This is a genomic window from Flagellimonas onchidii, from assembly GCF_004804315.1.
GTDB classification, from domain to species: Bacteria; Bacteroidota; Bacteroidia; order Flavobacteriales; family Flavobacteriaceae; genus Flagellimonas; species Flagellimonas onchidii.
In genome coordinates, this window is sequence record NZ_SRXX01000001.1 from 14,071 (window position 1) to 30,191 (window position 16,121).

11 protein-coding genes are annotated in these 16,121 nt (G+C 42.1%); all 11 read right to left on the reverse strand.

Translation table 11 applies throughout. The features are described from left to right. Window positions 1–2 precede the first annotated feature (2 nt). The 11 genes from E4661_RS19215 to E4661_RS00095 all read right to left on the reverse strand — a co-directional run bounded on the left by E4661_RS19215 (window position 3) and on the right by E4661_RS00095 (window position 16,119). Window positions 3–437 (reverse strand): virulence RhuM family protein, encoded by a 435-nt coding sequence (locus tag E4661_RS19215; RefSeq protein ID WP_205728898.1) that lies wholly within the window; start codon window positions 435–437, stop codon window positions 3–5. After that, a complete protein-coding gene (locus E4661_RS00050) occupies window positions 434–2,176 on the reverse strand; it encodes a cellulase N-terminal Ig-like domain-containing protein (protein ID WP_136464772.1) in 1,743 nt (580 codons plus the stop codon). The genes E4661_RS19215 and E4661_RS00050 overlap by 4 nt, the downstream gene beginning before the upstream one ends. Before the next feature lie 182 nt (window positions 2,177–2,358). Beyond that, a complete protein-coding gene (locus tag E4661_RS00055) occupies window positions 2,359–3,483 on the reverse strand; it encodes a glycoside hydrolase family protein (protein ID WP_136464773.1) in 1,125 nt (374 codons plus the stop codon). 49 nt (window positions 3,484–3,532) lie between these two features. Continuing rightward, window positions 3,533–5,512, reverse strand: a complete 1,980-nt coding sequence (locus E4661_RS00060) for a beta-N-acetylhexosaminidase (protein ID WP_136464774.1) — start codon at window positions 5,510–5,512, stop codon at window positions 3,533–3,535. A gap of 25 nt (window positions 5,513–5,537) precedes the next feature. Next, entirely contained in the window at window positions 5,538–7,019 is a 1,482-nt protein-coding gene (locus E4661_RS00065; RefSeq protein WP_136464775.1) for an alpha-L-fucosidase, read from the reverse strand. Between the two features lie 6 nt (window positions 7,020–7,025). Beyond that, window positions 7,026–8,081 carry a PDDEXK nuclease domain-containing protein gene (locus tag E4661_RS00070; protein ID WP_136464776.1) on the reverse strand — a complete coding sequence of 352 codons (1,056 nt, stop codon included), beginning with the start codon at window positions 8,079–8,081 and terminating at the stop codon, window positions 7,026–7,028. A gap of 112 nt (window positions 8,082–8,193) precedes the next feature. Further along, window positions 8,194–9,489 carry a glycoside hydrolase family 172 protein gene (locus tag E4661_RS00075; protein WP_136464777.1) on the reverse strand — a complete coding sequence of 432 codons (1,296 nt, stop codon included), beginning with the start codon at window positions 9,487–9,489 and terminating at the stop codon, window positions 8,194–8,196. Between the two features lie 241 nt (window positions 9,490–9,730). Continuing rightward, window positions 9,731–11,425, reverse strand: a complete 1,695-nt coding sequence (locus E4661_RS00080) for a DUF4091 domain-containing protein (protein ID WP_168796291.1) — start codon at window positions 11,423–11,425, stop codon at window positions 9,731–9,733. 66 nt (window positions 11,426–11,491) lie between these two features. After that, the gene (gene iolG / locus E4661_RS00085) at window positions 11,492–12,499 is read right to left on the reverse strand and encodes an inositol 2-dehydrogenase (RefSeq protein WP_136464779.1); all 1,008 of its coding nucleotides are present in this window, start codon (window positions 12,497–12,499) and stop codon (window positions 11,492–11,494) included. A gap of 78 nt (window positions 12,500–12,577) precedes the next feature. Next, complete coding sequence (locus E4661_RS00090) at window positions 12,578–13,549, reverse strand: aldo/keto reductase (protein ID WP_136464780.1); 972 nt, start codon at window positions 13,547–13,549, stop codon at window positions 12,578–12,580. Between the two features lie 254 nt (window positions 13,550–13,803). Beyond that, the gene (locus tag E4661_RS00095; RefSeq protein WP_168796292.1) at window positions 13,804–16,119 is read right to left on the reverse strand and encodes a beta-N-acetylhexosaminidase; all 2,316 of its coding nucleotides are present in this window, start codon (window positions 16,117–16,119) and stop codon (window positions 13,804–13,806) included. Between the last annotated feature and the right edge of the window lie 2 nt (window positions 16,120–16,121).

Genomic DNA, 16,121 nt, shown 5'->3' on the forward strand with positions numbered 1-16,121 from the left:
ATTTATTTTTCATTTTTCTCAAGCGGTATAAAATGGATATTAGAACTATCGCCATAATAGGCACCCATGCTCAATACTTTTGGAGTACCATTTTCCTGATAAATAAAGGGACGCTCTAAACGATTTGAGGCAATGGTTGTACCGTTTTGGTGTGGAATCTTTTTATGGATGCCTTCATAGCCATGCGCTTTCTCCCAGTTGATGTAGTTGGTAGGTTTGGTAGAAAAATCGGAAATTCCGATTTTTCTCAAAGAGGCTTCCTTTTCAAGTTCTCCTTCTTTATAAACATTAAGAATATGCTCATTAATGGTAGATTTTGCTTTTTGAAACAATTCTGCCCTTTGTTCAATGGTCAGCCAAACGGTTTCATCTTCTAAACGGGTTTGAATTTTCGTTTGCCCATCTTCTGTTTGATATATGATGATTTCACTTTTCATCTCTCTTCTATATTTGAATGTTGTAAATGTTCCCATCTTGCCAACGCTGCTAAATAGGGCAACGTATGGGCAATATAGTCTTCGGTATCAAAGCTTTTAGGGTAATCGGTTGCTGCTGATACGAGTTCAATTTTAAACTGGGGGCTGGATGAAAACCCATTACAAATAGAGCCGGGAATATTTGTCCAACTTCCACGAAAGCGGGCACCTATACCCGATATCATGCTGATGCCTACTACGGTTTCCTGTTCTTTAATGCCATAGTTCAAGCCGGCTATCCATTGCAGATTCCCATAGGCTATTTTTCGAAATCGGGTATCTTTAAAGAGTTTTTCGTACTCTAATGCCATACTGGCGGTATAGGCGTACATATTGTTGTGTCCGTGGTACCAACTGCCAAAAAAAATCAACCCTTCATCTTTGTAATACCCTGATGGTAGAATGTAAAAAGGTGATTGGCTCGTGGTTGGCAACAGATAGCCATAGGCAAAGTTTTTAAGGGTTTTTTGCCAATGTTTGGTGTCTTTGTGTTTTGGCCACAGACGCATCATATCGATAAAGGGCAGCAGGTAATGTGGATAGTGTCCGCCTTTGTTGTAAATGCGCCCTTGGTGACTCCATGCACCACAGTGGATGTTGGCTTTCTCTGTAAAAGGATACCCGTTCCACTGTTCGTAGGTACCGTAAGTATAAAAATGTCCGTAGTAGCTGCCTTCTTTTTTAGATTTGGGTACTTGACGTGCCATCACTTTTTGGGCATAGTGTATTGCTTTATCTTTATAATCCTCCTCTTCTGCTTTAAAGAGTTCTACAGAAGCGCGAACCATCATCAGCAAATCACGGGTCATCCACTGCTGTTGTGGGGGTAAGCTACCTTTGGGGGCACCATGCACGGGTGCAAAGAAAAGCTGTTCTTCTTCATTGATGACAGGGCCGTTTTTTTCAATCCATTGAAAAGCACGCTTTGCACGTTCTAGATAATCTTCGCTTTTTGAGGAAGTCTGTGGCTTAATCAAACGGGATACTCGAGCGAATATCATGGCTGCTTTGGCTACATTGCCGGTAACTACATCGGTTTGACGGTCTTCGTGAATTACAGTTCCATAGCCCAATTGTAACGAATCCGCTTTATCCTGTAGGTAGGTTAAGAAATCTGTACCATGTACGATATGCTTTAGAATTTTGCTTTTGTCAGCTTTCGAGATATCCGCTATTTCCAACACATCACACAGACCGTCTATGGCCACTACGTGACTGCTAAATTCTTGCAGGTCGCTTCCTGAATCTCGCCACCCCTTGCCTGTTCTTGTCTTTTCTGTTCGTGTGTCAAAAAAGTCAAACGCCATCACGGGGTAACATTTTTGCCACAGTGGATTGTCTGCTACTTCAATGGTATCGCTTACCCACTGTTTGCCGCTCCCATCAACTTTCAGCAGGTAACGCCCTGATTTCTTTATGGCTGAAAAATCGGCTACCCACCAGTGGGCTTTCCATTTCTCACCTTGTTTTTTTAGTTTGGCCTTATGAATAGGGTTATTATTCAAATCAGTCACCTGAAAAACAGCTTTATCGGCAAATGTACTAGCCTTATCTCCTCTTAGAAAAGCCTGTTTGGGAGCGTCTGTATCGTACCCTAATTGTGAAGTAATAATTCCCGATTGGGCAAAAAGCACACTTTGGAAGCCTGTTAATATAAACAGGAAGCCTAGTACTTTTTTTATGCGCTGTTTTTTATTCATTTTTTAGTCTCTTAAGAACCTACCTAACTTTTAATTATGGCAAATTCGCCATAATTAAAAGTAGAGATATTCAACTCTCTCTTCTAAACCCATCGAATTCGATGGGTTTATGGATTTAAAACTAGAACTGATTATCTGCTGCCAGTTATTTTGGGTTTAAAAACCTTTCAGGTTTTCTCCTTCTAAGTTGTCTTCAAAGGAATTACCATATTCCAGGTATTCTCAAAATCCCATGCTTTAGGGCCTTCACCTACAGCAGCAAAAAGATGCGTAGGCTGTCCGTCTTCTATTAATAGAAACGGACGTTCAAAATGGTTTTGACGGGTACGTGTTCCGTCTTCCCAAAGGATATTTCGGGTGTAAGCTTTTACATTTTCGAACAGATTCCAATCTACGCCATTTGGTGACCATACGTGAATACCGCCTCCTTCTTCGCCACAGATTTCACCGGAACGGTCTTTGATGATGGCTTCATAATGGTCGCCTGCCCACCAAATATAGGGGTCTTCTACATCAATGCGGTTGTTGTCTTCTGTTTCAAAACGGAACACAGGCTCTTCGCTTAGGCGTTTGTATTCCCCTCTGGGACTATCTGCCGTGGTAACGCCTAATAGCAATGGAGGTATCAATCCATCTGTGGAGGATTTGTACATTAATAAAATCTTCCCTGTTTTGGGGTCAACGGCTGGAGCGGGATTGGAGGTGATGGAGGCATCCCAATGTCCTGGGCGTGGGTCTATTACGGGTCTTTCGGCGCGCTCCCAGGGGCCAAATACGGAATCGCTAATGGCAAGCCCTACCCGTTTGTTCATCCAAGCATGTGCCCATTGCTCTTCGGTCATGTTCGGATTTTCTTTTGTTGGCATTGGGAAATCGTAGGTGTTCCCGAAATGGTACAACAGATATTTATCCTTGTATTTTATAATGCGTGGATTATGGGTACACATACCATCAAAAAACTCAGGCCCTCGCGGAGGTAAGACCACCTCCTGAAACGTGTAAGGTCCTGCAGGTGTATCGGATACAGCTCGAACCACTTCGGAGTTGCTGACCCAGTTGCCAAAGCCCACATCTTTGCTCCAGCGTGATGCAAACATGTGGTATTTGCCGTCTTCACCCTTGATGACGGAAGAACCCCATATCCAGTAATTATCGTCACGAAATCCACCGTTTTTTGGTGCAGGCAACAACCTGTCGATAAAAGCAGTGGGTGCTTGTTGTTTTGATTGACAGGATAAAAGTCCGCCTGAGAGTGCCATAGCAGCACTTCCTTTCAGGCTATAGTCTAAAAATGTTCTTCGTTTCATCTGTTTAGGTTTTATTATTGTCGTTTCAATGGCTTAATTGAGAAAGACACTATTCATGGGGCAATTTTCTTAGGTCTTTGGTTTGTACTTCATGGATGTAAATCGTTCCACTAGTGGCTTCCTTCGATATGTAACTCACTTCCAATGAATACTGGTGATTTGGCTTTACTTCAGGAAAATCTATACTGAACTCGCTTTGGGGTTTTTCGACAGGAATATTGAGTACTTCTTTTGCTCCACCGTCCTTGCCTTTTTCTACTAGTCGGATAGTTTTCACAAAAATTGGGCTGCTGTTGTCTGCCTTTGCAAACTCAAGTATATGTGTTGCTTGTGGTAATTTGTTCAAGGTTGCGGTGATATCGTATTCACCAGTTTGCGGGGTATCTTTTTCCTGTACTTGGTTATTGTTCCAATTGCCTATTTTATGTGGCTCTTCCCACCAATAGTTGATGCCCATATTATCCATTCTTTTACGATGGGACGTGGAAAGTCTACTAAAGAAATCGTTCCAATTTTTGTTTTCCGGAGCAGTCCATCCTGTTTCTGCTATGGCACCTGCTCTTGGCCATGTACAGATATCGAGTAACCATTCTTGGTGTACGAAAATGGTCCAAACATTACCTTGTATTCCTAAAATATGTTTGGCTTGCTCTGGAGTAAGTGATTTTGGCACGGGACTGTAGTTGTATACTTTTTTGAGGGGATTGTGCCCCGGCCAGTGTGGTGGTTCTAATGTAGAATTGGTTTGCCCATGGTCTAAGTAGATATAGGTTTGAGGGGACATGACTACATCGTGCTGCATGGTGGCTGCCCTTATACCTCCTTCTTCACCTTGCCAAGACATTACGGTAGCGTTTTGGGCAAGTCCACCTTGTAGTATTTCGTCCCAACCTACGAGTATCCTGTTTTTGCTGGTAAGGTAGTTATCCATTTGTTGGATAAACCAGCTTTGGAGCCCGTCTTCACCTTCAAGCTTATTGGCTTTAATGAATTCTTGGGAGTAAGCGGAGTTTCTCCAGGAACTTTTTTCAACTTCATCTCCTCCTATGTGGATGTATTCGGAAGGGAATATTTCCATAACTTCATCTAAGATGTCCTTACAAAAGGTAATGGTCTCTTCATTAGCCACACATAATACATCTGTAGCATTGGGAATATGGGGGAACCGTTGTGCTTTAAGCGGGTATTCGTACATGTGTGCTACGGGCTGAGGTGTTCCCAGACAACCAAGCTCTGGGTAAGCAGCTATAGCCGCAAAGCTATGACCGGGCATATCTATCTCGGGTACAATAGTAACGCCTCTTGCCTGGGCATAGGCTACCACATCTTTCATTTCTTCCTGGGTGTAAAACCCTCCGTATCGTTCGGTTTTTCCTTTTTCAGGGTACCCGGGCTGCATACGCCATGCGCCTACTTCGGTAAGTTTGGGGTATTTTTTTGATTCGAACCTCCAGCCATGGCCGTCTGTAAGGTGCCAGTGAAAAACATTGAGTTTATGATGCGCCATATTATCGATAAAGCGTTTTACCTCGGGTATGGTTTGGAAGTGGCGCGATGCATCGAGCATAAGACCTCTCCATTTAAAATGGGGGCCATCTTTGATAGCGACTTTAGGCAGGGCAAATTCCTGAGCGGTAATGTTGTCACCCAAAATTTCAGAGGGCAATAGTTGTAAGAGGGTTTGGCAAGCGTAAAACAATCCTGAAGGGCTTGAGGTACTAATAGTTATTGGCGACTGTGTAGTATTCAGGGTGTAATGTTCTTCTGGAAGGCTCGAATCCTCGATTACTTCAATTGTAGGGCTTCCGCTTTCTGAAATGGTGAATTGAGACAATGCTGTTTTAAGAGTCGGCAAAAGATTTTTCGGGCTTTTAACGGCAAGGTTCAAACCGATTGGTGTACTTCCTTCTTGAGTGGTTATCTCATTGGGTTGTGGTATTAATGCTATTTCAGCTGGTTGTGGTTTTTGGGCACAAGCCATGACCACTATACTTATGAAAAGTATTTTGATTATTGTTAAGTGTTTCATTTTTGATTTATTCAAATTTTTGATTTCAATTCATTTCCATTTTAAACACGTAAGCATGGTCTTCTTCCAACTCCGGAACGGATAACTTGATACCTTTCGAGGTTTGTTGCCATTCGACAGCTTCGTTTCCATCCAACAAAGTGACGGATTTAATATCGTTCAAGTCTTTAGTATGCTTTACTACAAGTTCGCTTTCAGGTCTTTCCAAGCTAATGATGTACAGCGTGTTTTCTTTTTGGGTAAAACGGATGTTGTCATAGCCAAAGGTATTCCATGTACGGGTGCCATAAATGGCTTCTCCGTTGCGTTTTAGCCAGTCGCCTATGCCTTTCAACCTGCTTATTTGAAGGTCAGTCAGGGTGCCATCAGGCTTGGGGCCAATATCGAGTAGGAAGTTTCCGTTTTTGCTCACTACATCTATAAGTGTGCGCACCAGTACGCCTACGGGCTTGTATTTTTCGGCAATATCTTCGGTACGGTCGTACCCATACGAATGTGCCATACCACCACTACTCTGCCACTTTACATCGGGGATGCTGTCCATTCGCAAATAGTCTTTTTCGTCTACACCCGCTCCTTGTGGGTAATTGGAACGTGTCCAGCGTTTGTTGTTCCAATACACGTCCTTACCCCACTCACGGGACATATTTACATAGTCGGCTATCATCTCACGGTGATAGGTATTCATAAATTTATCTACCGCAGGTGCTTTAGGAAACAAACTATTGGAAGGCGCGTCATCTATCCACATAAAGTCTGGTTGGTACTTGGTGCAGAGCTCCACAAAACGTGCTTTGTAATCTTTCATAAACGCCTCGGTCAGTCCAAAAGGACCATAGAGTTGCTCTGCTAATGGGTTCTCGGCTACTTCTTTAGCCACTCCTTCTACAGGCTCAGGGTTTTCTTTGTAGGTGTTCAAACTGCTGGTATAATAACCCCAATGACGTTCACGGTGGTAAGAAATACCGTATTTTAATCCTTTGTCTCTCACTGCTTTTCCCAATTTATCGATGAAGTCGAACTTGGGTCCCATGTCTACCGAATTCCAAGGGGTTAGGTCGGTATTCCACATGGCAAAACCATCGTGGTGTTCGGCTGTAGGAATGATGAATTTAGCTCCAGAGGCTTCAAAAACATCCGCCCAGGCATTGGCATTAAACTTTTCGGCTTTGAACATCGGGATAAAATCTTTATACCCAAACTCACCGGGCTTTCCGTAGTTTTTGGTATGGTATTCGATAAAGGCTGGCTTGCGATACATCATAGTGGCGTACCATTCGGAATACTCCCTGCCATCGCTCCAACCGGGTACAGCATAAGGGCCCCAATGGATAAAAATCCCGAATTTGGCATCTTCATACCATGTGGGAATGGGCATGTTTTGGAGGTCTTCCCAAGTGGATACCTTGGCTAGTGTTTCTTTTGAAGCTTCTTGTGTTTGTTTCTCCTTGCAAGACACTACCATCAATAATAAAAGGCTTGCGGCTAAAAATATTTTTATGTTCATGACGCGTTATTTCTGTTTGTTCTTATTATATACTACACCAGCTAATTCTTTCTCTATTTCTTCTATGGTTGGTAGTTCGGGATGTAAATCTGCTGGTATGGATTTAACAATTTCATATTCTGCAACTCCAATCGGTTGTGTTGTTCCTCGAAGTGCATATTCGGCGATTACTTCTGATTTACTTTTACACAGAAGTAATCCAATAGTAGGGTTTTCACCTTCGCTTTTCATTAAATCATCAACTGCCGAAAGATAGAGGTTCATTTTTCCAGCGTATTCTGCCCTAAATTTTACAGACTTCAACTCAACAACCACATAACATTTCAACTTAATGTGATAGAAAAGTAAATCGATATAAAATTCCTCTCCGTCAATTTTCAACGGTACTTGCCTACCAACAAATGAAAATCCACCACCAAGTTCAAGCAAAAATGATGTAATGTGTTTTACTAATTGCTCTTCAATATCTTTTTCTAATGCCTTTTCATTTAAGGTTAGAAAATCAAATTTGTATGGGTCTTTTAATGTCTCTAATGCTAATTCTGACTGTGGAGCGGGTAGTGTATCGGAAAAATTGGTAATTGCTTTTCCAGAGCGATTATAAAAGTCTAAATCTATTTGATGTGCCAAAACCGCTCGAGACCAATTATTCTCAACGGTTTTGTTGATATAAAACATCGCTTCTTCAATAGTATTCGCTTTAGTAACAATCAAGATATTATGCCCCCATGGAATTTGTCCAACAAGCTGTTGGACTTTTTCAACATCAAGCCCTGATGTAACATAAAACTCGTACCACTTTCTCATCGAAAATAGGTTCGAACGAGAAAATCCTTGCTGATTGGGAAAATGATTCCTCAAGTCTTTTGAGGCTTTTTCAACAATAGATGTCCCCCACTTACCTAAATTTATTTTTTCTGAAATTGACTTACCAATTCTCCAATACAAATCCAAAAGAGCATGATTTACAGAGATAGCTGCTTTAATTTGAGATTTTTGAACCTCTGACTTTAACTCTTCAATCCACTTCTTGTATTCATTAGTATTATGAATCAATTCCATTTTTTATCCTTTTTTACAGCAATCTCTATTCTTTGATGTATTCCAGAAAAATTCAAAGATTGCTTCACTATGTTCGCAATGACGAAATATTTTTGAGACGGCTTCATACCCATTACTTGACTTTATAGTTATAGGTGCGCTCCATGTTAGCATTCCTGATTTCCTGTGATTGAATTGTAGGTAGGTTGCTACTAGGCTTATCTAAATAGAAATAGGCGGTTGCGGATACATCATCCTTACGATACCATGTAGTGGAATAGTTGAAAGGGTAATCATCATGCACACTTGGAGGATTATCCGAATCTAAATGACGTTTGCTTGCATCCATACCATCATCAGGAACATAGGTCCAAGCCAGTTTAAAATCTACACCTTCTTGAAGTTTTCTCAAATCTGGTATCAAAAAACCACCTGCTCCAGAAATATTAGCAAGTTGCTGTATGGTGATTTTACAATCTTTGTGAAAGTAGACAGGGTCTAAGGTGTGGTACCGGTAAAAAGAGTATAGTCCTGCTTCAATATCGGTAACCAATGCGCCTTGAATGCGATTATCAAACCTGCCTTGTCCCCATCCTGAACCAATATAGTCTTCCGTTCCCGTACCTACCAGCGTTGGGAACTCAGTATCGCCATCTAGGTATACTTTTACTTCACCTTCACCAAACCACGAGCCCTTGTATATTTCTTTTTCTATGATACCTACATGGGTTCCCAAATAGCGACCGCTACCTTCTACTTTTGGAAGGATTTCAAAATCTACTCCCAGCTCAGTTTCTAAATCTCTGTGCCAATAGGCATGAAAATAAAGTACATCGTCATCGTGTTTGGGGACCTTTACAAAGTTGATTTTGTAATAGAACATAATGATTTCCTCGGACTGATTGACAATTTCTATTCTGGCTGCCGTACGATAAGGCATTGGTATAAATGCATTATGTGACTTACCTTCTGGATTGGCAAACAGCTCTGATTCGAAAGTGGTATAAATGCCCAATCCGTTTCCGAAGAATTCTGCCAAAGGAACAGATACGGCCGGTTTTTCGGCATCATCCCAATACATATTAATCAGCACGTTTCTACGTATTTCTGGTTTCCAAAGAATGGAGTTTGCAGACCATATTTTGGTAATGATACCTGCGCCTTTTTGGTCGAAAATGACTTTTGTGGAATTGGGAGCTATCAATGTATAGGCATCTCCTTTTGCACCTTTGTTGCTTGTACCTCCTTTGCCTTTTTCGGCACTGGAGTTTTCGGCACTTACCCAGCGGGTTTCTACGCCTTCGGGGGCTTTTTTGTAAAGGGTGTTAATATCGTCTAACGCATAACTGCTTTGTTTTTGTGATTCTGTACATCTTACTAGTACGATTACTAACATCAGTGCGGGTAGAGCTTTTCTGAAAATGTTCATTTGGTTTGGTGTTAAAATTGAATGTGGATTATCTTAAAAATACCTATTGTGATTGTGCATTTTGCAATAAGTCAAAAAAAAATATCAGTTTGAGCACTACCGATAGTCATCGGTAAGAAAACATTTTTTTCCTTTCGACTGCACTCAAGGTGACATAAATTGTCCAGATTACGATTAAACCAGTAAATAAACTATTTGGCTTAACGCACAACAGGTTCTGGAAACCTTGCAGGTCTTCGGTTTATTTACTCAATGCTTCCAACATTTTTCGTCTCTTTTTTCTAAAATCACCAATGTTGGTATCGTAATGTTCAAAATTATACACGGTAATACCTACCATATCTTTGGCTTTCTCTGGGTACTTTTCAGCATACATTTTTAGCAATTCATAATCCACGATACCATCGCGCATTGCTTCTAAACGTATGGATGGATATATCTCGTCTTTGGCGGGGTAGCTTATCCAGCAATCGCCACCGGGGAGTACATTGCCTGAGGAACCTATAAGTCCCGATGCATCACTGTAAGGGTCGCCTGAAACGGTAATACCGCCTTTGGAACTCCAATAATTAAAGCCCCAATGCAGGTAACCGGGGATGCCGTATTTATGGTTTACCCAATGTAGCAAGCGTGTTTTAATCAAGGGTTGCTCCACAAAGCGATTGGCATACTCGCCCTTGGGTGCCAAACAGGTGTAATACCAAGCTTCATCGCCTTGTTCTTGTTGTTCTTTGTAAAAGTCCAAGTCCTCGTTAAGGAAGTTCATTTGGGGTACCCATATATCAATCTTACCTTCAAGTTTAGATGTGTGGCAAGCCTCTATGATTTTAACATTGGGCAGAATACTTTTAATGTAATTGGATATTTCTATATATGAATCTACATTATCATCAATAGGCTCATCGGCGATGTGCTGCACGTAGTTTTCTGCCCAGCCATTGTTTTTAATGTTATCCATAAGGGCGGGTAAAAACTGGTCGTAAAAATTACGGGTCTTTGGGTCGGACAGGGCTTTGGTTTTCAAATAGGTGGTGTCTTTTTCTATAATGGGAACCTTGAGTCCGAAATCCCCACTCCAGCTTCCGTCAATACGATTACCGAAGTGTCCGCCTTCCAGCCTGCCAATCACACCTTCTTCCTTAAAGAGGTTAACGAGTTTGTTAAAGTTGGTAAAGTCGAATTTCCAAGTGCCGTTTTCTTCGGTAAATTCGGTATGGTCTAGCGGTGAAAGCAACGCCATATTTTGACGGTATTCGGCCAAGGTTTTTGCCATTACGCGAGCGAGTTTCCAATAGGTATCGCTATATGCTTCCACGGGTTGGTTGTCGTTTAAATAGCTAAGCCTATCCAGAAAAAACCAGTTGGTCACCCACAAGGAAGTTTTATCAATGATAGGTTTAAACACTTCAATACTGATGGGTTTGGTATCTGTAAAGCTTACACCATTGGCCTGTCCTGAAATCTGTACTTCGCCTTTGTAAGTCCCTGTTGGGGCATCTGTTGGAATTTTTACGGTGAGCCAAATAGGCTGTGGTGTACCGAAGGGAACATTCTTGGTATCTTGATACAAAATAGGGTCAGGAAAATAACCTGATGGGGAGCGCAATATATCTTTGGAAGGCTCCGGATTGGTACGCCCTACTTTTACGTAACCTACAAAGCCTTTTTTAATGTCGGATAGTGTGGTGCCGTCTTTTTCGGGAGCGGTTACGGTTACTTTTAAATTGCTAATGTCGGCATTGGCGCGTACGGCAAACTGAAAACTAGCGTGTTCGCCACGGGCTACATCGGTATGGGCGGTGGCATCTTTAAAATAGGTTGCTTCTGGCAGTATTTTTTCCAACGAGTCCACATAGGCAAATTGCACATTGGGTGCTTGCTCTTTACAGGCAAATAGCGATAGTATTGCCAGACTGAACAGGATTCTTGTTTTCACACGTTTAAATTTTAACAATGTTCGTTTCATCTTTACTACTTTTATATTTTTTTAACTCTCAACCTGCTAGTTAACTTCTGTTAGTTTAACGGGTCTGCCTTCTTTAAGGGATTTATTGGCGGCTTCTGCTATAAACATAGCTTCAAGTCCGTCCTTGCCCGTTACAGGAAAGGCTTCGTTATTTTTTAATGCATCAACAAACGCCCGTAATTCCAAACGATAGGCTTCTTCGTAACGGTCAATAAAAAAGTCCATATTCCGACTTTCTTGTTTCCCTGATTCATTATAATATTGATTGACGGTTTTAAGCGGATTCTCGGTTCGCATCATACCTTTGGAACCAAATGCTTCAAGCCGTTGGTCATAGCCGTAAACCGATTTTCTACTGTTTTCAATTACTGCGGTGGCATTGTTTTCAAAAGTGAGCATCACCATAGCCGTGTCAATATCGCCCGCTTCACCAATGGCTGGGTCTATTCTGTTATGGCCTTTGGCAAATACTTCTACTACTTCTGCTCCTGCGATAAACCGCGCCATATCAAAATCGTGAATGGTCATATCCTTGAACAAGCCTCCTGATGTTTTGATGTAGTCCATTGGTGGTGGTGCCGGGTCTCGACTAATGATATGAAGCGAATGCAATTCGCCCAGTTCTCCTGCTTTCAAAGCTTTTTTGACTTGTGAAAAATTAGGGTCGAACCTTTGGTTAAAGCCCATCATTAAAGGTGTTTTTGTGGTGTTTACAATGTCGATGGTTTCTTTTACTACAGCCAATGATAAGTCCACGGGCTTCTCACAAAATATTGCTTTGTTTGATGCTGTACATTTTTTGATGTATTCGGTATGGGTATCTGTTGAAGAGCCAATAACAACGGCATCTATCGCATCATTGTTGAAAATGATATCGGCATTATCCGATACGTTAGGCACGCCCAATTTTCGAGCATATTCCTGTCCTGCTTTGGAAGGGTTGACGGCTGCAACTACCTCTACATCTGGCATATTCAAGAGGTTGCCCAAATGAATTTTGCCTATTCTACCTATTCCTATGATTCCGACTTTTAAAACTGTCATTTATTTTTTCTTTTGGTCTTAGACCTTGCAGGTTTTTGAAACCTACAAGGTCAAGGTCTGTGAGGTTTGTTTATTTTTTTATTGCGACCACTCTGTTGGTTCCCTGTCCCAACGGTGTTCTGCCAATTGTGCCATCAGGCTATCGTTTAATGCTCCTTTGTCGCTGGTAGCAATGTTGGCTTCTACGTGGCGCAACTGTCGCATACCGGGGATGATGGTACTCACGGTTGATTCTCCCAAAATAAAGCGCAATGCCATTTCGGGCATAGTCATTCCTTCGGGAACAAGTGGCTTTAAGGCATCTGCATTATCAACACTGGAGTTTAGGTTTTCTGGCACGAAATAGGTGTTACGCCAATCGCCTTCTGGCCAAGTACTTTCTTTGGTAAGGGTACCGGTAAGGGTGCCTTCATCAAAGGGTACACGGGCTATTACTGCTACGTCTTGCTCTCGGCAGGCTGGGAACAGTTCGTCTTTCGGGTTTTGGTCAAAGATGTTGTAAATTACCTGTACGGCATCTATCAATCCGCTTTTTACGGCTTGTACACCATTCCACGGTTCCCAACGGTTAATGCTTATGCCTATGGCGTGAAACAGTCCTTGCGCTTTCAAATCGGCCATTTTTTGAAGTACCTTTTCGTCCTTCAACCAAGAGTCTTCCCAAGTATGAAACTGCATTAAATCGAATGCATTTAACCCCGCATTTTTCAGACTGCTTTCTACGTATTCTTCAATATGGTCGGGTGGAAAACAATCGTTTGAAGTATATTCCCGTTTACTCGGCCACTGGAAATTCTTTGGAGGAATTTTGGTAGCGGCATATAATTTTTTGTCGGGATTGGCTTTTACGAGTTTGCCCAATAATCCTTCGCTATGGCCTTCGCCATAACCCCAGGCGGTATCGAAAAAGTTACAGCCTAGTTCTACTGCTTTTTGCAGGGATACGAGTGACTGGTCATCGTCTGAACCTGTCCATCCGCCCATACCCCACATACCGTACCCTATCTCACTTATTTGCCAGTCGGTACGTCCAAATCTTCTGTATTGCATCTGTTTTTATTTTTTTTAGTTTTTAGTTCTTATTTAGACCTGTCAGGTTTCAAAAACCTGACAGGTCTGTTTGTTATTGTTATTTCGACTCCATCTCGACTTGCTTCGACTCCCTTCGACTTCGCTCAGGGAACGCCGCTCAGGAGCCACCACTCGACGACCACGCTCAGCACAAGAAAAACCTTATTTATAATTCTTAAAATCTTTAGACCTTGCAGGTTTCTAAACCTACAAGGTCAGGTCAAGATTGTTATTTAGTTCACCACAAACTCATCAATACTTATAGCACTGGCTCCACCGGGCGTTTGGTGACCTGCCGGTATTGGATTTATTGAACTGGCTTTGATTTTAATCACGTTAACCCTAGTTGGGGTTAAGTTTATTGCATTGGCATATTTTATATAGCCTTGTTCCAGTCCTTTTTCGGGTTGAATGAGTTCGCCCAATTTTACAAATTCTCCTCCGTTTGTTGCTCCAAATACTTCTACTGTATGGGGGCGATAGGTGGCACGGTCGTTTACCAAATGGGTATTGAATTTTAGGCTTTTTACTTCGGTAGGGGCATCCAGTTCAATATTTACATCTAATGAAGCTCCACCAAAAATATTCCAGTTGCCGTCATCTACACTATGTCTGGCGTAGTTAAGGTCTGTTAATTTCGGGAGTTCCTTACCTGATTTATTATCTACGACTTTGGCTCCTGCTGCTTTATGCACAGGAAAATCGATAGAAGCCACATAACCTATGGCTGTTCCGTTTTTAAAGGCTTGTGCATTTACCACGCTGCTTTCTGAAATGGTAAATTCACCTTTATACTTTGGAGAAGTAGTGGTAGGTTTTGAACCATCCAATGTATAATGAATGTCCAGTCCGTTGACTTCTGTTTTTATGGTTACGGTAATGTTTTTTCCATTGCCTTTATGACGTATCCACGGACTAAAAGCACTTTTGGCATAGCGTACGTTTTGGGCATCCCAACGTTTAAATTGAGTTTCCAAGCGGTTGGTAAAATCGTCCCAATTGCGGTTGCCTTGTGCTGTCCAGCCTACTTCGGCTATGGCATTTAGGCGGGGAAAGGTCATATAGGTCAACTTGCCCCAATCGCTAATGGATTCTGTCCACATATTGGCCTGAATCCCTTTTATGAGCTTACCTTCTTCTGCCGAAAGTGCATCGGGCACTACTTGATAGCTGTAACTTTTGGAGAGTAATAACTCGCCATAGCCAAGATTGGGTTCCATATCGTCGTGACCTTGTCTTAAATCGATATAGCAATAGCTATTGGGAGTCATAATTACTTCGTGACCTGCCTTAGCGGAGGCTATACCTCCCGATTCGCCACGCCAACTCATTACGGTAGCATTGGGTGCCAAACCACCTTCCAAGATTTCGTCCCAACCTATCATTGTCTTGCCTCTGGTATTAATTATTTTTTCAATACGTTTAAGGAAATAACTTTGCAATTCGCCTTCATCTTTTAACCCTTCTTCTTTTATCCTACGTTGGGCGTGAGGGTCAACCTGCCATTGGCTTTTGTTGCACTCGTCTCCACCTATATGTACATATTCATAGGGAAACAAATCCATTACTTCGTTGAGCATTTTCTCGGCAAATTCAAAGGTTTCTTCTTTACCGGGATTGTAGGTATTGTTTAACCATACCCCTCCTGTGGCTACATAAGGCTCGGCATTGACACAACCTATTTCGGGATAGGCAGCAATGGTAGCTTGTGCGTGACCGGGCATATCTATTTCGGGGATGACTTCGATAAAGCGTTCCTTGGCATAGGCCACTATTTCCTTGATGTCTTCTTGGGTGTAAAAACCGCCGTACGTGGGTTTTTCTCCTGGCTTTTGTTTGGGTCTGCCCCACCAACGTGCTAGGGTTTCGTCTGTGGTATTATAGTCCATTCGCCACGCACCTACTTCTGTTAATTTGGGGTAGCTTTTTATTTCTACGCGCCAGCCTTGGTCGTCGGTAAGGTGCCAGTGAAAGCGGTTGAGTTTGGATTCTGCCATAAAATCCAGTACGTCCTTTACTTGTTCTTTATCAAAGAAATGACGGGACACATCCAGCATATAGCCTCGCCATCCGAGTGCGGGTTTGTCTTTTATGCTTACCACGGGAATGTTCCAAACTACATTAGCCTGCAATTTGTTACTGTAAAATGAAGTGGGCAAAAGTTGCTTTAAGGATTGTAGGGCATAGAAAAATCCTGCGTCCGATGCGGCTTTTATGTTTACTGCCGTGGGGCTTACGTCCAGTGTATAGGCTTCTTCCTGTAAACTGGCATCTGTTGTGAAGATAATGTCCCCATTTCCTCTTACGTTTATTTGTGGTACCCAACCGGACACTGCTTCAAATTCACTAAAAAATAGATTCGCAGTTTTTGCTTGGGCTTCATTTTCTACGGAAACAGTGGTGTTACTATTTATTGCAAAAAAGCCATTGCCTTCTTCCAGCATTGCGGGTTTGGGGATGATGGCGTTAGTGCCGTATTCCATTTTTGGTGACTGGCAGGCTGTGATTGCCAGCAATAGCAGGGAATAGATTATGTAATTGGTTTTCATCA

What these genes read in the sequence shown, in the direction of transcription:
- E4661_RS00055 (WP_136464773.1), bottom strand. Translation starts at nt 3,483, where the DNA reads ATGAAACGAAGAACATTTTTAGACTATAGCCTGAAAGGAAGTGCTGCT.
- E4661_RS00070 (WP_136464776.1), bottom strand. Translation starts at nt 8,081, where the DNA reads ATGGAATTGATTCATAATACTAATGAATACAAGAAGTGGATTGAAGAG.
- E4661_RS00050 (WP_136464772.1), bottom strand. Translation starts at nt 2,176, where the DNA reads ATGAATAAAAAACAGCGCATAAAAAAAGTACTAGGCTTCCTGTTTATA.
- E4661_RS00095 (WP_168796292.1), bottom strand. Translation starts at nt 16,119, where the DNA reads ATGAAAACCAATTACATAATCTATTCCCTGCTATTGCTGGCAATCACA.
- iolG (WP_136464779.1), bottom strand. Translation starts at nt 12,499, where the DNA reads ATGACAGTTTTAAAAGTCGGAATCATAGGAATAGGTAGAATAGGCAAA.
- E4661_RS00065 (WP_136464775.1), bottom strand. Translation starts at nt 7,019, where the DNA reads ATGAACATAAAAATATTTTTAGCCGCAAGCCTTTTATTATTGATGGTA.
- E4661_RS19215 (WP_205728898.1), bottom strand. Translation starts at nt 437, where the DNA reads ATGAAAAGTGAAATCATCATATATCAAACAGAAGATGGGCAAACGAAA.
- E4661_RS00090 (WP_136464780.1), bottom strand. Translation starts at nt 13,549, where the DNA reads ATGCAATACAGAAGATTTGGACGTACCGACTGGCAAATAAGTGAGATA.
- E4661_RS00075 (WP_136464777.1), bottom strand. Translation starts at nt 9,489, where the DNA reads ATGAACATTTTCAGAAAAGCTCTACCCGCACTGATGTTAGTAATCGTA.
- E4661_RS00060 (WP_136464774.1), bottom strand. Translation starts at nt 5,512, where the DNA reads ATGAAACACTTAACAATAATCAAAATACTTTTCATAAGTATAGTGGTC.